This is a genomic window from Agrobacterium sp. Azo12, from assembly GCF_029193765.2.
Taxonomy (GTDB): Bacteria; Pseudomonadota; Alphaproteobacteria; order Rhizobiales; family Rhizobiaceae; genus Agrobacterium.
In genome coordinates, this window is sequence record NZ_JARFYO020000001.1 from 250,014 (window position 1) to 273,237 (window position 23,224).

The following is a 23,224-nucleotide window of genomic DNA, read 5'->3' on the forward strand; positions in this document are numbered from 1 at the left end:
AGGCAACACAATGGCGTGTTTCCTTATACCCTGTGGTATGGATGCCCCGAAAGAATGGTAACGGCACGATAAAGCTGCTCGGCAATCAGGATTCGAACAAGCTGGTGTGGCCAGGTCAGTTTCCCGAGACATAAAACAGCGGAGGCTTTTTCATAAAGGGCAGGGTCGAGACCATCTGCACCGCCGATGGCAATGACAAGATCACGTTTGCCACCATCACGCAGATTGCCAATGGCATCTGCAAAGGCCGGGCTATCAAGTGCTTTGCCGCGCTCATCCAGCAAGATAAGCGCTGCCCCGTCGGTCAATTGTTTCTCAAGCAGTGCAGCTTCTTCGCGTTTTCTGGTCTCGGCATTCGATGCACGGCTTTCAGCCACCTCGATCACCCGTGAAAACTCGAGACCGATGGCCGGACCACTTTTGGCAAAACGGTCTAGATAACGCGACGCAAGATCCTTCTCAGGACCGGATTTGAGCCGCCCGACTGCAAAAATCGCAATCCGCATTCCTGCTCCACATTGGTTGATGATCAACGGTAGCAAGGGTCAGAACGCTGAACAATGACATGACCGCGGAATTTTTTCCGGCCAGACGCCCATCGTCCGGCCGCGCTTGACGACACTCAAGAATGCTCCTGGTCTGAAATCCAGTTCAGAGGGAGCTTTCGTTCAGTGCAGTGTTTCTTCCTCGATATCCGGCGTCGCCCACATCTTTTCGATGTTGTAAAACACACGAATTTCCGGACGGAACACATGCACGATAATGTCACCCGTGTCGATCAGAACCCAATCACCGGTTTCCAGCCCTTCTACGCGGGAGTTACGGAAACCATCATCCTTGAGGTCTGAAATAAGGTGCTCACAGATAGCCGAGACATGCCTGCTCGATCGCCCGGAAACTACAACCATGTAGTCAGCGAGCGCCGATTTCCCGGCAATATTCAAGGTAACGATATCTTCTGCCTTGGAGTCATCGAGGCTGGCGATGACGGTTTCGAGGGCACGTCTGGCGGCATCGGCGCCACTGTCATGACCCTTCGGGATAGCAACGGATGCTCTTCCCTTAGCGTGTACTGTTGTCAGAGGTTGTCCTTTCATAATGACAAAACAAGCACAAAACGAACCGATTCTTTTTTCGATCCGTTACATGAAGGTGGCATCAAAGCCACCGGTTTTCAAGGGATCGCTTAAATCACCTTTTATCTCTTCACTGAATTGCGCAGAGCCGTCGAACTTAAGGTCGAGCGGGGACCATGGACAAAGGTCCAGGCTGGGGCGTTTTTGGTCCACAATACGCCGGCGTCATCTTCATCGACACGCGCATGACTGTAAGCCTGCGCCATCGTGGATGATAAATAGGACAGGGTCGCTCCCGGTCTATCAATAACTGCAATTGGAAATGTCTCGGCGATTTCCCGCCATTTCTGCCAGCGGTGGAAGCTCTTTAAATTGTCTGCCCCCATGATCCAGATGAACCGGACTCCCGGGTTTCTAGCCTTGATCTTCTTGAGCGTATTGGCGGTATAACTGACCCCAAATGACTTCTCAAAGGCCGTGATCTTGATACGTGGATCATGAACCAGATGTTCACACGCCTGGATGCGCGCGGAAAGCGGGGCAAGTTCCTTGTGGTTTTTAAGTGGATTCCCCGGCGTCACCATCCACCACAGTTGATCCAGCCCCAAACGGCGCAACGCGATTTCTGCGACCAGCGCATGCCCACCATGTGGTGGATTGAACGACCCACCAAACAGTCCCACCACCATGCCGCGCTCCACATGCGGCATGGTCAGGTAACGCCGGTTGACAGGGTCTGCCATCAAAACGTCAGGTCCGTATCTGGCCGGTGCCATGCACGCGATATTTGAATGACGTCAACTGCTCCACCCCAACGGGACCACGCGCATGCATCTTGCCGGTCGCGATACCGATTTCCGCACCCATGCCGAATTCTCCGCCATCAGCAAATTGCGTTGAGGCATTGTGCAGCAGAATGGCTGAGTCGATCTCGTTGAAGAAGCGTTCAACAACCGCGCCATCTTCGGCAATGACCGCTTCCGTATGGTTGGAGGAATAGGTGCTGATATGCTCGATCGCGCCGGAAATTCCGTCCACCAGACGGACCGAAATGATCGCGTCGAGATATTCAGTGCGCCAGTCTTCCTCGGTCGCAGCTTTCACACCGGAAATGGCCTTCTCAACGACTTCAGAGCCGCGAACTTCACAACCCGCATCCAGAAGAACCTTCACCAGCGGCTGCAGATGCGTGGAAGCAACAGCCTCATCGATAAGCAGGGTTTCAGCGGCACCACAGATGCCGGTGCGGCGCATCTTGGCGTTGAGAACAATCTTTTCGGCCATTGCGAGGTCAGCGGATTTGTCCACGTAGATGTGGCAAATGCCTTCGAGATGCGCAAAAACCGGCACGCGGGCTTCCGTCTGCACCCGCGAGACAAGGCTTTTGCCGCCGCGCGGGACAATGACGTCCACGGTGCCATTCAGGCCGCCAAGCAAGGCACCGACCGCTGCACGATCGGCAACGGGGACCAGTTGAATGGCATGTTCCGGCAGGCCGGCAATTTTCAAACCTTCAACGAGGCAGGCATGAATTGCTTGCGACGAATGTAAGGAGTCCGAACCACCGCGCAAGATGACCGCGTTGCCCGCCTTGAGGCAAAGCGCGCCAGAGTCGGCCGTCACATTGGGTCGGCTTTCGTAAATCACGCCGATAACACCAAGTGGCGTCCGCACGCGTTCGATCTGTAAGCCATTAGGGCGATCCCATGCGGCAATGACCTGACCGACCGGGTCAGCAAGTGCCGCAATGGCGCGAATGCCTTCTGCGACCGAAGCAATACGGGTTTCATCAAGGGTCAGGCGGTCAATAAAGGAGGCAGCAAGGCCCACCTTTTTACCAGCCGCCAGGTCTATCGCATTGGCCTGAAGAATCTTGTCTTTCGATGCCTCGATCGCAGACGCCATAGCCAGCAACGCACGGTTCTTTTGATCCGTCGACGCCACTGAAAGAGGTCGCGCAGCAGCTTTCGCCTGAAGACCGATCTTATTCATCAGTCCGTCAATATCAAGGCTACGGCTCACGGCCTGCTCAGGCATGGATTTCATCCTTCTTTACGGCTGATACGGTCACACTTGCGCCGGTCATAACGAGATCGTCGCGATGGATCATGGCGGAACGTCCGACATAACCCAGAATAGCTTCAATTTCCGAGGACTTGTGCCCAGTAATCTGGCGGGCCTCTTCGGCATCGTAACCGGCAAGACCACGCGCGATTTCACGCCCGTCCACGCCGATGATGGCCACGGCATCGCCGCGCCCGAAATTGCCGCTCACCCGCCGCACGCCGGCTGGCAAAAGGCTTTTTCCGGCATAAAGCGCAGTCTGTGCACCGGCATCGACATGCACTTCACCGGCAGGCTGCAATTGTCCGGCAATCCAGGTTTTGCGTGCGGTGACAGGTGTGCCTGACGGCGCAAACCACGAGGATCGTGCACCCTCGTCAATGGCACGAAGGGGATTGAGGGTCTTGCCAGACGCGATAATCATGCCGCAACCGGCAGCCGTCGCAATCTTGCCAGCATCAATCTTGGTGCGCATGCCGCCACGCGACAGTTCCGACGCAGCACCACCAGCCATCGCCTCAATTTCAGGCGTGATCGTTGCAATACTGTCGAGAAACTTGGCGTCGGGATCAAGATGCGGGGGCGCTGTGTAAAGCCCGTCAATATCCGATAACAGCACCAGAAGGTCGGCTCCGGTCATCGTCGCAACACGGGCTGCAAGACGATCATTGTCGCCATAACGGATTTCGGTTGTCGCAACCGTATCGTTTTCATTGATGATCGGAATGGAGCCGATCTTCAGAAGCTGGTTGATGGTCGCGCGGGCGTTGAGATAACGCCGGCGCTCCTCCGTATCGGACAGCGTCAACAGGATTTGCCCGGCAATAATGTCATGCCGTGAAAGGCTCTCAGACCAGGCGCGGGCCAGAGCAATCTGGCCAACAGCTGCTGCTGCCTGGCTTTCTTCCAGCTTCAATGCGCCGGGTGGCAGACCTAGGACGGTACGCCCGAGCGCAATCGCACCCGAAGAGACCACCTGAACATCAGCGCCCTTCGCCTTCAAAGCGGCGATGTCTTCGCAAATCGCGTCCAGCCAGTCTTTTTTTAGACCGCTCTTACGGTCAACAAGCAGAGCCGAACCGATCTTGATAACGATGCGGTGGTGGCTGGAAACAGGTTTGCGCTTTGCGCTCATAACCGGTCGTCTCCGTCATCCTCACCGCTTCTGTCCTCGATCGGCATGGAACGGTCTGGCAGCGCAGTTTCACCACCTGCTGCAGAAACAATAATGTCACGCAGCGCACGCAACACTTCCGTCATGCCGGCATGGGTCGCTGCCGAAATCAGAAGTGGCGGACGTCCACACGCCTTTTCCAACTCTTTGGCTTTTTTCTTCAGTTCTTTTTCGTCGAGAACGTCGATCTGTGAAAGGGCGACAATTTCCGCCTTGTCGGTCAGACCACCGCCATAGGCCTCAAGCTCGGCCTTGACCGTCTTGTAAGCTTGGCCAACCTTTTCTTCCTGCGCCGAAACCAGATGCAGCAATACGCGCGTCCGCTCGACGTGACCGAGAAAACGGTCGCCGATACCAACGCCCTCATGCGCACCTTCGATCAGGCCCGGAATGTCAGCCAGCACGAATTCGCGGCCATCGATGGTCGCAACGCCAAGGTTGGGATGCAGCGTGGTAAATGGGTAGTTGGCAATCTTCGGGCGCGCGCGGGTAACCGTGGCGAGGAAAGTGGACTTTCCTGCATTCGGCAAACCAACCAGACCGGCATCGGCAATCAGCTTGAGACGCAGCCAAACGGTTTTTTCTTCACCCGCCAAACCAGGATTTGCCCAGGTCGGTGCCTGGTTGGTCGAGGATTTGAAATAGGCGTTGCCGAAACCACCGTTACCACCGGCGGCCAGACGGAACCGCTGGCCTTCCTTGGTCAGGTCGGCAATCAGCGTTTCATTGTCTTCTTCAAAAATCTGCGTCCCAACTGGCACTTTCAGCGTCACGTCAGAACCCTTGGCGCCGGTACGGGTCTTGCCCATGCCATGCTGGCCGATCGACGCTTTGAAGTGCTGCTGAAAGCGGAAATCGATCAGCGTGTTAAGGCCGTTGACCACTTCCACCCAGACATCGCCACCACGTCCGCCGTCACCGCCATCCGGTCCGCCGAACTCGATGAACTTTTCGCGCCGGAAGGATACAGCGCCTGCGCCGCCATCACCGGACTTGATATAGACTTTTGCTTCATCGAGAAATTTCATTGTAGTGCCGTTCTGTCAGCCGTTTACGCAACATTGCTTTTGTCGCTTGGAATATAGGCGCTTTGCCCGCACGTCAAAGATTATCGTGACGGGCAGCGCCATGTAAAACAAGGCCGGCTTCGCAAGAAACCGGCCTCGTGTATGGTTATCGCGGTCGTGAAGGCACGAAATCCTCGGCCGTCAACACGGTATCCAGATGCGCAACCATTGCCGCGCGCGAGACCGCATAGGTCTCATGGCAGCCGGTAATCCGGAAACCCAGCTTCTCCTGAACCCGCAGCGAACCGGGATTATCCGCAAAGACACCAGAATGCATGGTCGCATTCGGCATGCGGCGGAAGAACCGTTCAACAACACCACTAACCGCCTCGGTCATGTAGCCCTTGCCCCAATAAAAGCGGTTGAGCCAGTAACCGAGATGCCATTCGCCGTGACGGAACTCGACGGAAACGACGCCAATCAGGGTATCGTCATCGCAGGTAATGGCGAAATCCCAATCCGGCAATGTGCCGGATGTTCGCAGGATCAGCCATTCCAAAGCATCCTGCCGATAATAAGGGGCAGGAACTCTGGCCAGCATGCGTGTTACTGCAAAATCACTCAAGGATTCTGCAATACTGCCGGCATCGGCAAGCCGTTGCGGCCGCAGTACGAGACGACGTGTTTCAATGGTCGGGCAGGGACCGGGAGGTGGCAGAGTATCAACCTGCCTGCTGCGCAACAATTCAGCGTTGGTCATCGCATATCCCCCCAGCTTCTGAGAGAAACCCAGGTCTTGCGATCCAGCCGGAACCATTCGACAGGCACCATGCCGCCCAAAGCCAGCGAACCGACCATGCCGGAGCTCTGGAACTGGAAACCGCACTTCTGGATAACACGGCGCGATGCGACATTGGTAACCCGGCAACGGGCATCGATAAAGTCGATGTCACGGGTGCGGAACGCCATGTCGATCAGGGCATGTGCAGCTTCGGTCGTGTAACCATTATTCCAATAGGGTTCGCCTAGCCAGTAGCCAAGTTCGACGGCACCGGGGTCGTCAGGGTCGGGCTCCAGACCGCAGCATCCCATAAACTCGCCATTGTCCATGCGGGTAATCGCATAGACGCACTTGCCAATCTCGCCAGCTTTCGTACGTCGCACAAAATCAGCGGCATCTTTGGCCGTATATGGGAGCGGCATACGCGACACCATGGTCGCAATATTGGCGTTGTTGGCGAGATGGGCAAGGGCGTCAATGTCTTCTTCGTGTGGCGCGCGCAAAACGAGCCGTTGCGATAATAAGACAGGGCAATCGGTCCTCGACCGCTGCGGCCTCAGCCGTTCCTGGGGCGACCGCTCTTGGTCAGCCCTGATCAATTCATCCTGCATGGTTCAGTCCTCCTATAGGGATAAAGAAAAAGGGGAGATGGGTGGTGCCCCATCTCCCCTGTTTTCTGACTGAACCTAAAGCGTCAGCCGGGTCGATGAGACACCGGCTGCATATAACGCTTACCGGCTTATTCTGCGGCTTCCGCTTTCGGTGCCACAGACACGTATACGCGGCCGTTAGCCTTCGTGCGGAAGGATACGTTACCGGCGGTCAGCGCAAAAATCGTGTGGTCCTTGCCGAGGCCAACGTTGGTGCCCGGATGCCACTGCGTGCCGCGCTGGCGCAGGATAATGTTGCCTGGAATGACGGCTTCGCCGCCGAACTTCTTTACGCCAAGGCGCTTGGAATTCGAATCGCGACCGTTACGCGATGAACCGCCAGCTTTTTTGTGTGCCATTGGAGTGCTCCTTTAAAACCTAGTTTCCCGTGACGCGCCGATTAGGCAGCAACGATGTCCGTGATACGAACAACAGTGTGATGCTGACGATGACCGCGAATACGCTTCGAGTTCTGACGACGACGCTTCTTGAAGGACAGAACTTTCTTGCCGCGGTTGTGTTCAACAACTTCAGCCTTGACGGTCGCGCCCTTTACGAAGGGTGCACCGAACTTTGCGTCGGCGCCTTCGCCGATAACGAGAACTTCGGTGAATTCTACAGTGTCACCAGCTTCGACTTCCAGCTTTTCGATGGTAAGTACGTCGTTGGCGGCCACGCGGTACTGCTTACCGCCGGTCTTGATGACTGCGAACATTTTTTATCCTTTCATGTTCGTTCCGGCTCTGATCACTTGAAACCAAGTGTCCGGCCGTCTTTTTATCAGTCGGAGTAGTGAAAACCCTGAGCCAAATGGCGTCAAAATCTTCACCGGTGAAACCTGCCCGAAAAGGCAGAACAAAACAGAAGACGCACTACGCCCCTTCAATTCGCGTGCCGGGATACTTGAGCGCCCTTGATCTGTCAAGGCACAAACCACGCAAAATCCCTTGTCAGCCATGCCATTTGCGATGATTTTTCATGTTCTTGCAAACGGCTCTCGAAATTTCTGCTTCAACTGTTTATATGATGGCCATAGCAAGGAGTAAAAATGGCCCGCATTGACCAGACCGACGATTGGCGGGACCGCCATGCACCAACAATTTCCAGTTTTGAGTCATTGGCCATCGAGGCGTACGGCCACCTGCCGGAAGAATTCCGCGGACTGACCAACAATCTCATTATCGAAATTTCCGATTTCCCGACCGATGAAGTTTTCGAGGATATGGCGCTCGAAACCCCGTTCGACCTCTTGGGATTGTTTGAGGGCAGGGGCATTACCGAACGTTTCACCATGGAAACGGGTGAAATGCCGAACCGTATCACGCTCTATCGCCGTCCTATCCTGGATTATTGGGCCGAAAACGAAGAGACACTGGGCGACATCATCACCCATGTTCTCATCCACGAAATCGGCCACCATTTCGGTCTGTCCGATGACGACATGGAGCGCATCGAAGAAAGTGCTGAAGCTGCTGCTTCCGAACGCTAAAACACAGATACCCGCATGTGAATGCGGGCACCATCTTCCGGAAATGCTGAAAAAGATAGCCGCGATTATTGCTCGCCGAGCTTCATGTCCGGGTGATAGTCCTTACCCTCAACGGTCTTGGTGACCGGCTGGCCGCAATGCATGACGCCAGTTGCCGCGTTGAAAGCATAGGTCGGTGATCCCGCAAGCTCCCAACCCTTGTTGAGGGCATCGGTGACGCGATGGCAAAACTTTGCATCATCGGGACCGGTGATAAAACGGTAGAGTTTCATAGTCTGTCTGCCTTTCTTGCGTCTATGGCACTGGCCATTTGCAACAGTTTTTCAGCACCCGTTACATGCAGGCGCTCGATCATGCGACCATTCGCGTTGATAATGTTCAGACCAGCCGCCTCGGGCGCAGCAAAAGCAGCAACAATACTGCGTGCTTCCTCCAAAGCGTCTTCTGACGGCGCAAAATGCCGGTTTGCAGCAGCGATCTGCGCCGGATGAATCAGCATCTTGCCATCAAACCCCATGGCACGGCCCTGCTCGCACTCAGCTGCATAACCGTCGAGATCACGGAAATCATTTGACACGCTATCGATGACATCAAGGCCGTAGGCTCTTGCAGCCAGCACGATCTGCATCAGCCAGGAAACCAGATAGGTACGGCCGGGCAGATTGGGCACACCGGTTTCCTTGCGCAGATCGTTGAGGCCGACAACAAAGGCCGAAAGACGCGAGTCTGGTGTGTGTGCTGCCTCGGCGACGGCAGCCGCATTCAAAACACCGCGCGGTGTTTCAATCATGGCCCAGATGCGCATGTTCTCCGCGCCATCTCTTTCGGTCAGAATATCAGAGATGTCATGAACGTCAGACGGCTGGTCGACCTTGGGCAACAAGATCGCATCGGGCACGCAACGCAAAACCGTTTCAAGATCTGCACGGCCGAACGTACTGTCAAAGGCATTGATGCGGATGATCGTTTCGCGCCCGACAAGTGGGGTCTTGTCAAAAAAACGCTCCAAAGCTTCGCGTCCCTGCTGCTTGGCATCAACAGCCACAGAATCTTCGAGATCGAAAATCACCGCATCACAGTCGAGATCAGGTAGTTTTTGTAGCGCACGTTCATTGATGGCGGGCACACAAAGTACCGAACGGCGCGGACGAGCAATATTTTCAGGCTCAAATTTGATCATGCCGCACTTGTGTCAAGGTTTTGTGGCATCTGCAAGCACACTTCGCGTCGAATCCTCTTGCAAGCAAGGCAAACAACGCCCACATTGCTGATGAACGAAAGGTTTTGAATTATGCAAGGCATCCGCACTTTAATCATAGCGGCTTCCAGCATCGCAATTTTGGCGCTGGCCGCCGTTTTCACGGCTTCTTTTACTGTGGCATTTGTTGGCGTGCTCGCGCTCATCAGCCTTACTCGCGCAGTAACTGCCCGACTGAAACCGGCACCTATTCCGGTCAAGACCCGCAATCAGAGCCAGCGTGACATCCGCGTCTGGAACGACGGCAAGGGCACAATCATCGACCTTTGATGATATGAAAGCGCACTGGAAAAGCAGCGGCGTTTCCGCTGCTTTGAAGTGGCGTATGCCCGTTGAGCTGTTTTCCCTTCAAATCTTGCGGAAATTGCTTTATTGGCGACATCATCATGCGCAAAGCCCGATTTTGCTTTGCGAATACAGCCAAGCTGGAGCGATAGATGGACAAGTTCACCAAGCTGACGGGTGTTGCCGCCCCCATGCCGGTCGTTAACATCGATACGGACATGATTATTCCGAAAGATTACCTCAAGACCATCAAGCGTACCGGTCTGGGCAAGGGTCTTTTTGCGGAATCCCGTTACCTTGAAGACGGTTCCCCAAATCCGGATTTCGTGCTGAACAAGCCCGCCTACCAGAATGCACAGATCCTTGTGGCTGGCGACAATTTCGGTTGCGGTTCGTCGCGTGAGCATGCGCCATGGGCGCTTCTGGACTTCGGCATCCGTTGTGTCATCTCGACCAGCTTTGCCGATATCTTCTACAATAACTGTTTCAAGAACGGCATTCTGCCGATCATCGTCAGCCCGGAAAATCTAGAAAAACTGCTGGACGACGCATCGCGCGGCTCCAACGCCGTTCTCAGCGTCGATCTCGAAAACCAGCAGATCAGTGGTCCTGACGGCGGCACGATCAGCTTCGAAATCGATGCCTTCAAGCGCCATTGCATGCTGAACGGTCTCGATGACATTGGCCTGACGCTGGAACATTCTTCAGCTATCGATACGTTTGAAAAAACCAACGCATCCGTCCGTCCCTGGGCGTAAACAGCTTTACCTGACTATTTAGAGCCGATTTGGAACGAAAATCCGTACCAAATCGGCTTTTGCTTTCCTTGAAATGCCCTCATCCCAAGGATATGAAACCTGGACCCCCGCAGACCGCGTCACGTCTCACGTGAAACACGGTCAGGCGGGATTGAGGTTTTCACGTTGTGCATGCCGTTATCGCAAAACTGGTTACGGTTTTCCGGTATGCGCCAAGGAGAGGTTCCCATGACAGTTCGCACCCTGTTTCTGCTGCCCGGCGACGGCATCGGCCCTGAGGCCATGGCTGAAGTCCGCAAGCTGATCGACCACATGAACAGCGCCCTAAACACCGGCTTCAAGATCGAAGAAGGTCTTGTTGGCGGTTCGGCCTATGACGCCCATGGTGTAGCAATTTCCGATGCAGACATGGAAAAGGCGCTGGCGGCAGACGCCATTCTGTTTGGTGCCGTTGGTGGTCCGAAGTGGGATGGCGTGCCGTACGAGCAGCGTCCGGAAGCAGGGCTGTTGCGCCTTCGCAAGGATCTCGAGCTTTTCGCCAACCTGCGTCCGGCCATCTGCTACCCGGCACTTGCTGCCGCTTCCTCGCTGAAGCAGGAACTGGTTGAAGGTCTCGATATCCTCATCGTTCGAGAACTGACCGGTGGCGTCTACTTTGGCGAGCCAAAGCAGATTATCGACTTGGGTAACGGCCAGAAGCGCGGTATCGACACACAGATCTACGACACATTCGAGATTGAACGTATCGCCAGCGTTGCCTTCGAACTGGCCCGCACCCGTGGCAATCGCGTTTGCTCGATGGAAAAGCGCAACGTCATGAAATCGGGCGTGTTGTGGAACCAGGTTGTGACGGAAACCCACGCTGCAAAGTACAAGGACGTACAGCTGGAGCACATGCTGGCAGATGCCGGCGGCATGCAGCTGGTGCGCAAACCAAAACAATTCGACGTTATCGTTACCGACAACCTGTTCGGCGACATGCTGTCCGACGTCGCGGCCATGCTGACTGGTTCGCTGGGCATGCTGCCATCCGCTTCGCTTGGCGCACCGGATGCAAAGACAGGCAAACGCAAAGCCATGTATGAGCCGGTTCACGGTTCGGCACCGGATATCGCCGGTCAAGGCATTGCCAACCCGATCGCCATGATCGCCTCCTTCGCCATGTGCCTACGTTATTCGTTCAACATGGTCGACGAGGCAACCCGACTGGAAACAGCAATTGCCAACGTGCTGGAAAAGGGCATTCGTACCTCCGACATCATGGATGAAGGTTGCCGTCAGGTTGGCACATCTGAAATGGGTGACGCGGTTCTGGCCGAGTTCAAGGCACTCTCTGCCTGATCCAACCCAAAAACTTTAGAGAAGGCGGGCAGAGGAGCGATGTTTCTCTGCCCGTTTGTTATTGAGTGCCCGCATCTTTCGGTAGAAGATGCTCATACTGCTTGTCGGTCAGCGTTTTCATGAACGCCACCAAAGCATCGACGCGCTTGTCATCAAGCGCCGGCCCTGCCGTCAGCTCTGTCATGGCGATATTTTCAGGGACTTCCGGTGCAGCCCAGACGTCACCGGTTTCCGGATTGATCTGACGGCTTTTTTTCTTGCTATTGTACTTCACGTAAAACAGCACAACGGTGCGTAAATCCTTGAACACGCCATTGTGCATGTAAGGGCCGGTTACGGCGACGTTGCGCAGTGTCGGTACCTTGAACTTGCCGCGCTGCGCATCGGCATCGGTCACCGCCGGGTTCTGCGCCAGACCCGTATCCACTGTACCCACTTTTGAGCCATTGGCTTTGCGCACCGCCGCATTTTCCGGCACGCCTATATTGAAATATTTATGGTTGGTGAACAGCCCTTTTTCGATACCGTTCGGTCCGTTGACCTCATGGCAGAGATTGCAGTTGGTGAACTGTTTGGAGAAAAACAGCACCCGGCCCAGTTCTTCCTGATCCGTCAGTTTTTCTTCGCCGCGCAGATACCGATCATATTTGGAATCGAAGGGCGCGAATTCGTCGGTGCGCTCAAAAGCAGCCAATGCCTTTGTCATCGCGTCATAGGCATCATCAGGATTATCAAATACTTTGGATCCAAATTGCGTGCCGAAGGCTGCAACATAATCCGGATTTTCTTTGAGACGTCCAACCACTGTGGCCTTATTGGGCATGCCCATTTCCACTGGGTTCAAGGGCGGACCTGCGGCCTGATCTTCAAGGCTCGAGGCGCGACCATCCCAGAACTGGCCTCCGACATATTCGCCCGCTTCATTTTTGCTGAACGGGGGAGAGAGCTTTGCGTAAGACGCGGTTGGCGCATTGCGATCACCAAGCGAACTGCCATTGTCGCCAAGCGATACGTCTTGGCCAGCACCGTCGTTCTCCCGCACATCCACCAAGCCGAAACCCTGCATGTGGCAGGTGGAGCAGGCTTGGCTGCGATTATGGGAAAGATTGGGGTCGTTGAATAACGCTTCGCCCAGTTTCTCTATCGTCGCGTAATCCTCGCCACTATGGGCAGGCGAAAACCAAAGAGCACCATTCGCGGAAGCGAACAAAGCCACGCTGGTTATGACAAGACGGAAGGTGATCTTAAACATGGTCTTTCAATACCGGCCTAATGCCGCATTATTGTTGACCTATATCACCTCAGCCCATTCAAACGCCAGAAACTTTCTATTTGCTTCCACTTTGCCACAGCTGTGACCGGCCGCCGCCATCAAGTGTTACGAAGGCGTCCTTGCATCAGATCCACAACCGCGCGTGCTGCTTCAAGCACATGGGTGCCAGGACCAAACACGGCAGCTACGCCATTATCGAGCAGATACTGATAATCCTGGCGCGGAATAACACCGCCAACCACCACAATCACATCTTCTGCACCCTTGGCCTTTAGCGCCTGAACCAGCTGTGGCGCCAGCGTCTTGTGACCCGCCGCAAGCGACGACATACCGACCACGTGAACTTTGCTCTCAATAGCCAGGGTTGCCGCCTCTTCAGGCGTCTGGAACAGGGGGCCAGCTACGACCTTGAAGCCAACATCGCCAAAGGCCGAGGCAATGACCTTGGCACCGCGATCGTGCCCGTCCTGTCCAAGTTTTGCGACCATGATTTTCGGTTGGACTTTCAAGACACCGGCAAGTTCGGTCAATCGACCCTTCAGCGTCGAAAACTCGGGATCGTCACCATAGGCTGCGCCATAGACATTATCGACAACATCTGGCACGGCGGAGTGATCGCCAAACACCACACGCATGGCATCTGAAATTTCACCAACCGTCGCACGCGCACGCGCCGCTTCAACAGCCGCTTCCAGCAGGTTACCCTGTCCCGACTTTGCCACGTCGGACAGTCGGGCGAGTGTCTGCTCCAGTGTTTTCAGATCACGCTGCTGACGCAGCTTGTCCAAACGTTTGATCTGTGCTGCTCGGACTGCACTATTATCGATTTCCAGAATGTCGATAGGTTCTTCGTTTTCCAGACGGAAACGATTGACCCCGACAATCACCTCTTCTCCGCGATCAACCGCAGCCTGCCGGCGCGTCGCCGCCTCTTCGATAAGCCGTTTTGGCAGACCTTCCGACACGGCCTTGGTCATGCCGCCCAACCCTTCTACTTCCTGGATAAGCTGCCAGGCTTTCTCTGCCAGCTCATGGGTCAGACTTTCCACGTAATAGGAACCAGCCAGTGGGTCGACGACCTTCGTCACGCCGGTTTCATGCTGCAAAATAAGCTGGGTATTGCGGGCAATACGCGCCGAAAAATCGGTCGGTAGGGCTATTGCTTCATCCAGTGCATTGGTGTGCAAGGATTGCGTACCGCCGAGCGCTGCCGACAGCGCTTCATAGGCGGTGCGGATAACATTGTTGTATGGGTCCTGCTCTTGCAACGACACACCCGACGTTTGGCAATGGGTGCGCAGCATGAGGGAAGACGGCTTCTTCGGCTCGAATTCCTCCATGATGCGAGACCACAAAAGACGTGCGGCACGCAGTTTGGCAGCCTCCATGAAAAAATTCATGCCAATGGCAAAAAAGAACGACAGCCGACCGGCAAAGGCATCCACATCAAGACCTTTGGCAATTGCTGCGCGTACATATTGCCGGCCATCCGCCAGAGTGAATGCCAGTTCCTGTACCAGTGTCGCCCCAGCCTCTTGCATATGGTAGCCGGATATCGATATCGAGTTGAAGCGCGGCATCTCTTTCGCTGTATATTCGATAATATCGGCAATGATGCGCATCGACGGTTCTGGCGGGTAGATATAGGTGTTGCGCACCATGAATTCTTTGAGAATGTCATTCTGGATGGTGCCGGACAGTTCGGCGCGCGTACAGCCCTGTTCCTCCCCCGCAACGATGAAGTTGGCGAGAATGGGAATGACGGCACCATTCATGGTCATGGAAACCGACATGTCTTTGAGCGGAATGCCGTCAAACAGGATCTTCATGTCCTCGACACTGTCGATAGCAACACCAGCCTTGCCTACATCACCCTCTACCCGCGGATGATCGCTGTCATAACCGCGATGGGTTGCCAGATCGAAGGCAACTGACAGGCCTTTTTGGCCAGCGGCAAGATTACGCTTGTAAAATGCGTTGGATTCTTCCGCTGTGGAGAAACCAGCATATTGGCGGATCGTCCAAGGACGACCGGCATACATGGTCGCACGCGGTCCACGCACAAATGGCTTGAATCCAGGTAAGGTATCGAGGTGATCGATGCCCTCAATGTCCTGCGCTGTGTAGAGCGGCTTGATATCGATGCCTTCGGGTGTGTGCCAGACGAGTGTCTCTGCGGGAGCCTTCACTTCCTTCTCGGCAAGCGCTTCCCAGTCCTTCACTGTCTTGTCCACCGGCATCAATCTCTCCCTTTACCGTCATTCATCCATAGGAAACCACGCTCACCGGATTGGGTTCCAGCGGCGAAGTCCTCATTCAAATTCCAGTATGATTTCGTCAACACTCAGGCTTTGACCGGTTTTTGCAGCAACACTTGAAATGCGCCCGCGTTTTTCAGCTCGCAGCACATTTTCCATCTTCATGGCTTCAACGGTCGCGAGTGCCTGTCCGGCCTCCACATCATCCCCCACGGCCACCAGAACTGAGGTAATGATACCTGGCATTGGGCATAGCAGCATTTTAGAGGTATCAGGTGGCACCTTGACCAGCATCAACCGGGCAAGTTCAGCGATACGCGGCGAGCGAACATTCGCAAGCACATCGATTCCCCGCCAGCGCAAACGAATGCCGGTGCCAGCAATATCCACCTTGGCAAAAAGAACGTCGCCATCAATGGTAAAGACGCCGAGAGTTCTACCCGGCAACCAGTCGGTGGTAACATGTAGATTTTGCTGCTTGTCGATCTGTACAACATCGCCGTCATCGTTTGCTGAGAGGACGATGTGTCTTTCCTGCCCAGCAAGGGAAACAACCCAATCTGGACGAAGGACTTTGTGATGACCGCCAAGAGATCCGGAAATTGCTGTCGCGCGATTTTGCAAACGCTTGTGAATGACGGCCGCAATCGCCACCAACCTGTTTAAACCTTCGGAATCCGGCTCAACGCCGACAAAACCGTCCGGAAATTCCTCAGCGATAAAGCCTGTCGTCAGATTTCCATCGCGAAAACGTGGTTTCTGCATGACCGCTGACAGGAAGGCCAGATTGTGACCGATGCCGTCCACCTCGAACTTGTCCAGCGCCTCAGCCATCGCATCAATGGCGCTTATACGATCCGGCGCCCAAGTGCAGAGCTTTGCAATCATTGGATCGTAATACATGGATATCTCGCCGCCTTCGAACACGCCTGTGTCGTTGCGTACAATCACACCCGTTTCCTGCTGCCCTTCGGCTGGTGGCTGGTAGCGGGAAAGCCTGCCAATCGACGGAAGAAAGTTACGATAGGGGTCTTCAGCGTAAAGTCGGCTTTCAATCGCCCACCCGTTAAGAACGACATCATCCTGCCCAAAAGTGAGTTTTTCGCCCGCCGCGACGTGGATCATCTGTTCGACCAGATCAATACCGGTGATCAACTCGGTGACCGGATGTTCAACCTGCAGCCGGGTGTTCATTTCAAGGAAATAGAAGTTCTTTTGTCCATCAACGATGAATTCGACCGTTCCGGCAGAGAAATAACCAACGGCTTGGGCCAGTGCGACCGCTTGTACACCCATGGCCTTGCGTGTTGCCGCATCCAGAAAAGGCGAGGGAGCCTCTTCAATGACCTTCTGGTTCCGGCGCTGTATCGAACATTCGCGCTCGCCCAGATAAATCAGATTGCCATGCTGGTCGCCAAGCACCTGAATTTCAATATGGCGCGGTTCGGTGATGAATTTTTCAATAAAGATGCGGTCGTCACCAAAGGAAGATTTCGCCTCGTTTTTTGACGACTGAAATCCTTCGCGAGTCTCCTGATCATTCCAGGCAATACGCATGCCCTTGCCACCGCCACCAGCAGAGGCCTTAATCATCACAGGATAACCGATTTGCGCAGCAATCCTGACCGCTTCATCGGCATCAGCGATCAGATCCATATGACCGGGCACGGTGGAAACCCCTGCCTTGGCCGCAAGCTTCTTGGAGGTGATCTTGTCGCCCATCGCCTCGATGGCACCAACCGGTGGGCCAATGAAAACCACGCCCGCTTTTTCCAAAGCCTCAGCAAAGGCGGCATTCTCAGACAAAAATCCGTAACCGGGATGCACCGCATCTGCACCGGTCGTACGGATTGCCTGAAGAATTTTGTCGATAACGATATAAGACTGGTTTGATGGGGCAGGGCCAATATGCACCGCCTCATCGGTCAGCTTTACATGCAGTGCATTGGCATCTGCATCTGAGTAAACTGCGACAGTGGCAATCCCCATCCTCTTTGCCGTGCGAATAACGCGGCAGGCAATTTCACCACGATTGGCAATGAGGATTTTGGATATCATGTATCACCGCCTCCGAACGGCATAACGCTCAATCAATCAATGTCAAATACTCGGCAGGAACTGCGTCAATCAGCCAGACACCATTGTCTGCCTGATAAAATTGATGCCCGGCAGCAAACATTTCCGCGGCATCGACACTCAAAATTGCTGGCCTACCATGCCGCTGGCCAACCGCCTTCGCGGTCACATCGTCGGCCGACAGATGGACCTGTTGGCGGCTTCCGGGAAGCAACCCCTCGCGCATGATGGCGTCAAGAAAACGCGTCGCCGTGCCATGAAAGAGTTGGGGTGGCGGCTCACTAGGTGATTTGTCTAGATCAACGGTGACAGAATGACCCTGAGCTGCGCGAATACGCAGGCCATCATCCGAAAGAGTGAAACGTTTCTTGTCACTCTCGGCAACAATTTGGCGCAGCGTTACACCATCAAGCGGCGTGCCCGCCGCATTTGCCTTTTCCAGCAAATCGCTGACATCCGCCCACCCTTGTCCATCCAGCGTGAGACCAATGCTCTCGGGTGCGTGGCGCAAAACGTAACTCAAAAATTTGCTGGTGTGTGCCGACATTGCAGTTTGAACCCTTACGGAGAATGATGCGGTATCAAACCTCGAAAACGTCGTCGAAGGATTCCGGGAAGCTCAGGCGCGCCACCTTCTCATTGATCTGCAGCAATGCCTCATAGGACAACGGATCAAAATTCTTTTCGCCAGCAATAACCTCACGCCCGAAGAGCAAATTGATGCGTGCCGCATCAAGATTGCCGCGTTCGAATGGCTCTGAGCCAAAGTGATGCCAGAGAGCATGCAGGAAGGCCGCATCGATACGGTGTTCCTTCGTATCGGGACGAGCCCGACGTGGTAACGCCTTGATTGGCGTTACCCCTTTCGGATTGGCGCGGCGTATCGTGAATTGAACGCCGGTGCCCGGCATGCCGGATGGGAAACCTCGGTGTTTTGTCATGTCGGGCAGGTTTGCCATGGGTAGTCTCCTTACGCCTTTGCAGACGAATTCTGGCCAATTTTGTCCTGTGTCTTCGTATCGAAGTCAGAGGCATCATGGCGCTCATGCAATTGTTCAGATGGGTCGCCGGACGTCTTGTTGACCATGCAACCCCGTTTTACCGCTGGACGCGCGGCAATCTCGTCAGCCCAGCGTTTGACGTTTTTGTAGATGCCGGTGTCGAGGAAGGTTCCGGCATTGGGATAGGACTGGTCGAGAGCCAGCTTGCCATACCACGGCCAGATCGCCATGTCCGCGATAGTGTATTCATCGCCAGCAACAAATTTGTTGTTGGCCAGATGCTGATCGAGAACATCCATCTGGCGCTTGGTTTCCATCGCATAACGATCAATGGCATATTTGATGTGGATCGGGGCATAGGCATAAAAATGGCCAAAGCCACCACCAACAAATGGTGCAGAACCCATCTGCCAGAACAGCCAGTTCATCGTTTCCGTGCGGGCTTTCAGATCTTTTGGCAGGAAGGCGCCAAACTTTTCAGCAAGGTAGACAAGGATCGAACCGGATTCGAAAACGCGAGTTGGTTCCGGTGTCGAATGATCCATCAGTGCCGGAATTTTAGAGTTTGGATTAACCTCGACAAACCCCGAACCGAACTGCTCGCCTTCACCGATCTTGATCAACCAAGCATCATATTCAGCACCGGTATGGCCTGCCGCGAGCAGCTCTTCCAGCATGATGCCGACCTTCTGGCCATTGGGTGTTGCCAGGGAATAAAGCTGCAACGGATGTTTGCCGACCGGCAATTCTTTCTGTTTCTGCGCGCCTGCGGTTGGGCGGTTTATACTGGCAAACTGGCCACCATTGCCCGTTTCCCATTCCCAGACTTTCGGGGCTTCATAACCAGCGGGGAAGTTATTCGCGGGAGATCTCTCGGTCATCAAAATGTGTCCTTGTTCCTGAAATGGCGCATCCGGAAAACCGGAATGACCCGGAGGCAATATAGTAAGGCCTCCAAAGCATTTCTGCCCCTATAACGGAATTGTATCGTGTTTTTTCCACCGTACGTCCACCTGCTTGCCACGCAGTGACGCAAAAGCCCGGGCAATGCGACGGCGAGAGGAATGCGGCATGATAACCTCGTCAATGAAACCGCGCTCCGCCGCCACAAACGGATTGGCGAAACGCTCTTCATATTCTTTCGTTCGCGCTGCAATTTTTTCGGGATCACCAAGTTCCGACCGGTAGAGAATTTCGGTGGCCCCCTTGGCGCCCATCACGGCAATTTCAGCCGTTGGCCAGGCGTAATTGATATCGGCACCGATGTGTTTTGATGCCATCACGTCATAGGCACCACCATAGGCCTTGCGGGTAATCAGCGTCACCATCGGCACTGTTGCCTCAGAATAGGCATAAAGCAGTTTTGCGCCATGCTTGATGACACCGCCATATTCCTGTGCCGTACCGGGAAGAAAACCTGGGACATCGACCAGCGTCAGCAGTGGAATGTTAAATGCATCACAGAACCGCACGAAACGTGCAGCCTTACGCGAGGAATCAATATCAAGGCAACCCGCCAGCACCATCGGTTGGTTGGCAACTACCCCTACAGTCTGCCCCTCCAGCCTGATAAAACCGGTGATGATGTTTTTGGCAAAGGCTTCCTGAAGTTCGAAAAAATCCCCTTCATCTGCCAATGCGTGGATCAGTTCCTTCATATCGTAAGGTTTGGCCGAATTGTCTGGCACCAGCGTATCAAGCCGCATTTCAAGCCGTGCAGGATCATCGAAATGCGGTCTTATCGGCGCTTTCTCGCGGTTGTTTGCCGGCAGAAAGTCGAACAACATCCGCACCTGCTCCAGGGTCTCGATGTCGTTTTCATAGGCTCCATCAGCAACGGAAGACTTTTTTGTATGGGTTCCGGCTCCGCCCAGTTCCTCAGCCGTGACAATTTCATTGGTGACAGTTTTCACCACATCCGGCCCGGTCACGAACATGTAGGAGGTGTCGCGAACCATGAAAATGAAATCTGTCATGGCAGGCGAATAGACTGCACCGCCTGCGCATGGCCCCATGATAACGGAGATCTGCGGCACCACACCCGAGGCAATGACGTTGCGCTTGAAGACTTCCGCATAACCGCCAAGTGAGGCAACGCCTTCCTGAATGCGGGCTCCGCCACTGTCATTGAGGCCGATGATCGGCGCACCATTGCGCACCGCCATATCCATGATCTTGCAGATTTTTTGCGCATGAGTTTCAGAAAGAGACCCGCCCAGAACGGTAAAATCCTGTGCAAACACATAGACTTGGCGTCCGTTGATCGTTCCCCAGCCGGTCACAACACCATCCCCGGCAATCTTTTGGCTTTCCATACCAAAATCCACCGCACGGTGGGTGACATACATGTCGTATTCTTCGAAAGAGCCCTCATCGAGTAGCACATCAATGCGCTCGCGTGCTGTCAGCTTGCCTTTGGCATGTTGCGCATCGATACGCTTCTGCCCGCCACCAAGACGCGCCTCGGCACGGCGTTCCTGCAACTCTTCAAGAACTGACGGCATTGCTCCTCCCCCAATCACCAAATCAACCTTATGACAGACCGACAAGGGAGGCTATTCAGCCAAAAGTCGCAAGGATTAAATCCACGCCTGGCAATTTCAGCCTTTGGCGATGGCGTGGAAAAACGTGCCGGTAACATGACCGCGCCGTCCGCCGGAAGGACCAAGTGGCCGTCCCTGGCCATCGGCAATCTCTGCAAATGGCGCATCATGACCGGGTTCCGTCACCCGCGCATAATGGAACTCGTGCCCGCGCAAGACGTCACCGGCAGAACCGACAGGACCGTCAACGGCAATGGTTGCCTGCCGGTAGCCCAGATTCATCTTGCGTTTGGCAAAGCTGGTCGAATGCGACAGAAGACCCGTCATGGCATGGGTGGCACCCTGCGCATCTTCCAGCGCTTCACCCAGAACCATGTAACCACCGCACTCGCCGTGAACCGGTTTGCTTTCAGCAAAACGTGACAGACCTGCCTTGAAGTTTGCAGCAGTACCGAGCGTTGCGGCATGCAGTTCCGGATATCCACCCGGCAACCAGCAGACGTCACAATCATCTCGCGGCGCCTCATCGGCCAGCGGCGAAAACGGAATGATTTCGGCACCTGCCGCCCGCCAATGTTTGTCGAGATGCGGATAGAGGAAGGTAAAAGCAGCGTCCTGCGCCAAAGCGATACGATGGCCTGGCGGCGCAATCGCGGTTTCACGTGAACCACTATCAAGACTGACGGGTGCTGCGACTGCCATCAGCGCATCGAGATCAAGCGACTTTTCCATCGCATCGGCCAGGGCCTCGATATGGGCATCAATTTCGGGATGCTCACTTGCCTGTACCAATCCCAGATGTCGTTCTGGCAAAACCAGCGACGGATCGCGCATCACGCACCCAGCGACAGGTAAGCCGATTTTTTCAATGGCATCGGTGCACAGCGTGCGGTGTCTTTCGCTGCCTGCCCGGTTCAGCACAACAGCAGAGATTTTTACGTCAGGATCATAATGGGCAAAACCATAGGCAACCGCTGCCGCAGTTTGTGATTGGCCGGAGACATCCAGAACCAGCAGAACCGGAATGCCGAAAAGCCGCGCCAGATCGGCAGCGCATCCAGTACGATTTTCGGCAACCGGAATACCATCAAATAAACCCATGGCGCTTTCAATCAGCAGCAGCTCCGCACCGTCAGCCTGCTCGGCAAACAGGTGCTGCAACAGGCCCGGCTGCATCGCCCAGCTATCCAGATTAAGGCCCGGCGTCCCCGTCGCGACCGCATGAAAGCCGGGATCGATGTAATCCGGACCAGTCTTCACGCCACGCACTTTCACGCCGCGGCGTGCGAAAGCCCGCAGCAAGCCAATTGTTACGCTGGTCTTGCCAGACCCGGAACGGGGTGCGCCGATGATGAGTGCGCGTGCAGTCATTCTTTCACTCCAAGGCGAGACCGCATCGAGACGATGTCACCGATCACAATCAGTGCCGGCGCTTCAAACTGTTCGCGCTCGGCATCTACAGCAATCGTCTCCAGACGACTGGTGAAAATCCGCTCCTGTGGCGTGGTTGCGGACATGATGACCGCAACCGGCGTTTCAGGCGCACGCCCGCCCTGCATCAGCATGGAAACGATCTTTTCGATGTTTTTCAGCCCCATATAGACAACAACAGGCTCATTGGTTTTAGCCAATGCTAGCCAGTCGACGTCATCTTCAGTGCCGGCGGCATGCCCGGTTGCAAGTGTGATGGCCCGGCTGATACCACGCATGGTGACAGGAATGGAGGCTGACGCCAAAGCCGTCAATGACGAGGTCATACCGGGAAGCACTCGAAACGGAATGCCTGCATCGACCAGAGCTTCCGCTTCTTCGCCACCACGACCAAAAACAAAGGGATCGCCACCCTTCAAACGTAAAACTCTTTTACCCTGACGGGCGAAAACAATCAGCGATGCAGTAATATCGTCCTGCACAGCAGAGGGTTTTCCCCCACGCTTGCCCGCAAAAACAATCTCCGCCTGTGGCGCAAGCTTGAGAACCATGTCGCTTACCAAGGCGTCGCGTACGATGATGTCAGCCTGTCCCAAGGCCGCAGCCACTTCCAGCGTCAGATAACGCGGGTCGCCGGGACCGGCACCGGCCAGCCAGACATGTCCCGGCTGGAGATGCGGACCAGTGGACATGATGCTGTTGAGAATTTCGGCTGTCGTCATTGTCTTTACTTGCTGTTTAACGATGACGGAAAAGCCG

25 protein-coding genes are annotated in these 23,224 nt (G+C 54.9%); 4 read left to right on the forward strand and 21 right to left on the reverse strand.

What is annotated here, in order from left to right; translation table 11 throughout:
• Positions 1-23: 23 nt before the first annotated feature.
• From rlmH to rplU, 10 genes are all read right to left on the reverse strand, one after another.
• Positions 24-506 (reverse strand): 23S rRNA (pseudouridine(1915)-N(3))-methyltransferase RlmH, encoded by a 483-nt coding sequence (gene rlmH, locus PYL13_RS01035; protein WP_275643397.1) that lies wholly within the window; start codon positions 504-506, stop codon positions 24-26.
• 162 nt (positions 507-668) lie between these two features.
• Positions 669-1,097, reverse strand: a complete 429-nt coding sequence (rsfS, locus tag PYL13_RS01040; protein ID WP_246788134.1) for a ribosome silencing factor — start codon at positions 1,095-1,097, stop codon at positions 669-671.
• A gap of 101 nt (positions 1,098-1,198) precedes the next feature.
• Positions 1,199-1,852 carry a nicotinate-nucleotide adenylyltransferase gene (locus PYL13_RS01045; RefSeq protein ID WP_192490534.1) on the reverse strand — a complete coding sequence of 218 codons (654 nt, stop codon included), beginning with the start codon at positions 1,850-1,852 and terminating at the stop codon, positions 1,199-1,201.
• On the reverse strand, positions 1,827-3,113 hold the full coding sequence (locus tag PYL13_RS01050; RefSeq protein WP_275643398.1) for a glutamate-5-semialdehyde dehydrogenase: 1,287 nt from the start codon (positions 3,111-3,113) through the stop codon (positions 1,827-1,829). Before PYL13_RS01050 ends, PYL13_RS01045 begins: the two co-directional genes overlap by 26 nt.
• Positions 3,106-4,275 (reverse strand): glutamate 5-kinase, encoded by a 1,170-nt coding sequence (gene proB / locus PYL13_RS01055; RefSeq protein WP_275643399.1) that lies wholly within the window; start codon positions 4,273-4,275, stop codon positions 3,106-3,108. The genes PYL13_RS01050 and proB overlap by 8 nt, the downstream gene beginning before the upstream one ends.
• The gene (gene obgE, locus PYL13_RS01060) at positions 4,272-5,342 is read right to left on the reverse strand and encodes a GTPase ObgE (protein WP_192490537.1); all 1,071 of its coding nucleotides are present in this window, start codon (positions 5,340-5,342) and stop codon (positions 4,272-4,274) included. Before obgE ends, proB begins: the two co-directional genes overlap by 4 nt.
• Positions 5,343-5,487: 145 nt before the next feature.
• A complete protein-coding gene (locus PYL13_RS01065) occupies positions 5,488-6,081 on the reverse strand; it encodes a GNAT family N-acetyltransferase (protein WP_275643400.1) in 594 nt (197 codons plus the stop codon).
• Entirely contained in the window at positions 6,078-6,713 is a 636-nt protein-coding gene (locus PYL13_RS01070) for a GNAT family N-acetyltransferase (RefSeq protein WP_275643401.1), read from the reverse strand. The genes PYL13_RS01065 and PYL13_RS01070 overlap by 4 nt, the downstream gene beginning before the upstream one ends.
• Before the next feature lie 128 nt (positions 6,714-6,841).
• Positions 6,842-7,111, reverse strand: coding sequence for a 50S ribosomal protein L27 (rpmA, locus tag PYL13_RS01075; RefSeq protein WP_250984184.1), 270 nt, complete (start codon positions 7,109-7,111; stop codon positions 6,842-6,844).
• A gap of 41 nt (positions 7,112-7,152) precedes the next feature.
• The gene (rplU, locus tag PYL13_RS01080) at positions 7,153-7,467 is read right to left on the reverse strand and encodes a 50S ribosomal protein L21 (RefSeq protein ID WP_192490541.1); all 315 of its coding nucleotides are present in this window, start codon (positions 7,465-7,467) and stop codon (positions 7,153-7,155) included.
• Between the two features lie 333 nt (positions 7,468-7,800).
• Between rplU and PYL13_RS01085 the strand changes: the two genes are divergently transcribed.
• Positions 7,801-8,241 (forward strand): metallopeptidase family protein, encoded by a 441-nt coding sequence (locus PYL13_RS01085; protein WP_192490542.1) that lies wholly within the window; start codon positions 7,801-7,803, stop codon positions 8,239-8,241.
• Between the two features lie 65 nt (positions 8,242-8,306).
• Here PYL13_RS01085 and PYL13_RS01090 read toward each other — a convergent pair whose 3' ends face one another.
• Positions 8,307-8,513, reverse strand: coding sequence for a DUF1737 domain-containing protein (locus PYL13_RS01090; RefSeq protein ID WP_259148994.1), 207 nt, complete (start codon positions 8,511-8,513; stop codon positions 8,307-8,309).
• The gene (locus tag PYL13_RS01095) at positions 8,510-9,421 is read right to left on the reverse strand and encodes an HpcH/HpaI aldolase/citrate lyase family protein (RefSeq protein ID WP_275643402.1); all 912 of its coding nucleotides are present in this window, start codon (positions 9,419-9,421) and stop codon (positions 8,510-8,512) included. The genes PYL13_RS01090 and PYL13_RS01095 overlap by 4 nt, the downstream gene beginning before the upstream one ends.
• Before the next feature lie 111 nt (positions 9,422-9,532).
• Between PYL13_RS01095 and PYL13_RS01100 the strand changes: the two genes are divergently transcribed.
• The 3 genes from PYL13_RS01100 (at position 9,533) to leuB (ending at position 11,883) form a co-directional block, all read left to right on the forward strand.
• The gene (locus tag PYL13_RS01100) at positions 9,533-9,769 is read left to right on the forward strand and encodes a hypothetical protein (RefSeq protein ID WP_275643403.1); all 237 of its coding nucleotides are present in this window, start codon (positions 9,533-9,535) and stop codon (positions 9,767-9,769) included.
• A gap of 167 nt (positions 9,770-9,936) precedes the next feature.
• The gene (gene leuD / locus PYL13_RS01105) at positions 9,937-10,542 is read left to right on the forward strand and encodes a 3-isopropylmalate dehydratase small subunit (protein ID WP_192490546.1); all 606 of its coding nucleotides are present in this window, start codon (positions 9,937-9,939) and stop codon (positions 10,540-10,542) included.
• A gap of 228 nt (positions 10,543-10,770) precedes the next feature.
• Positions 10,771-11,883, forward strand: coding sequence for a 3-isopropylmalate dehydrogenase (gene leuB, locus PYL13_RS01110; RefSeq protein ID WP_192490547.1), 1,113 nt, complete (start codon positions 10,771-10,773; stop codon positions 11,881-11,883).
• A 58-nt stretch (positions 11,884-11,941) separates the two neighbouring features.
• Here leuB and PYL13_RS01115 read toward each other — a convergent pair whose 3' ends face one another.
• The 9 genes from PYL13_RS01115 to cobA form a co-directional block, all read right to left on the reverse strand.
• The gene (locus PYL13_RS01115) at positions 11,942-13,135 is read right to left on the reverse strand and encodes a cytochrome-c peroxidase (protein ID WP_275643404.1); all 1,194 of its coding nucleotides are present in this window, start codon (positions 13,133-13,135) and stop codon (positions 11,942-11,944) included.
• Between the two features lie 119 nt (positions 13,136-13,254).
• A complete protein-coding gene (scpA, locus tag PYL13_RS01120; RefSeq protein ID WP_275643405.1) occupies positions 13,255-15,396 on the reverse strand; it encodes a methylmalonyl-CoA mutase in 2,142 nt (713 codons plus the stop codon).
• Positions 15,397-15,468: 72 nt separating this feature from the next.
• Positions 15,469-17,472: an acetyl-CoA carboxylase biotin carboxylase subunit gene (locus PYL13_RS01125; protein ID WP_275643407.1), complete on the reverse strand. Its 2,004-nt coding sequence runs from the start codon at positions 17,470-17,472 to the stop codon at positions 15,469-15,471.
• Between the two features lie 28 nt (positions 17,473-17,500).
• Positions 17,501-18,037: an RNA 2'-phosphotransferase gene (locus tag PYL13_RS01130; RefSeq protein ID WP_275643408.1), complete on the reverse strand. Its 537-nt coding sequence runs from the start codon at positions 18,035-18,037 to the stop codon at positions 17,501-17,503.
• A 34-nt stretch (positions 18,038-18,071) separates the two neighbouring features.
• Positions 18,072-18,449: a hypothetical protein gene (locus tag PYL13_RS01135; protein WP_192490551.1), complete on the reverse strand. Its 378-nt coding sequence runs from the start codon at positions 18,447-18,449 to the stop codon at positions 18,072-18,074.
• 11 nt (positions 18,450-18,460) lie between these two features.
• Entirely contained in the window at positions 18,461-19,372 is a 912-nt protein-coding gene (yghU, locus tag PYL13_RS01140; RefSeq protein WP_275643409.1) for a glutathione-dependent disulfide-bond oxidoreductase, read from the reverse strand.
• A 90-nt stretch (positions 19,373-19,462) separates the two neighbouring features.
• Entirely contained in the window at positions 19,463-20,995 is a 1,533-nt protein-coding gene (locus PYL13_RS01145; protein ID WP_275643410.1) for an acyl-CoA carboxylase subunit beta, read from the reverse strand.
• 96 nt (positions 20,996-21,091) lie between these two features.
• On the reverse strand, positions 21,092-22,405 hold the full coding sequence (locus PYL13_RS01150) for a cobyrinate a,c-diamide synthase (protein WP_275643411.1): 1,314 nt from the start codon (positions 22,403-22,405) through the stop codon (positions 21,092-21,094).
• Complete coding sequence (gene cobA / locus PYL13_RS01155; protein WP_275643412.1) at positions 22,402-23,187, reverse strand: uroporphyrinogen-III C-methyltransferase; 786 nt, start codon at positions 23,185-23,187, stop codon at positions 22,402-22,404. The genes PYL13_RS01150 and cobA overlap by 4 nt, the downstream gene beginning before the upstream one ends.
• Positions 23,188-23,224: the final 37 nt, after the last annotated feature.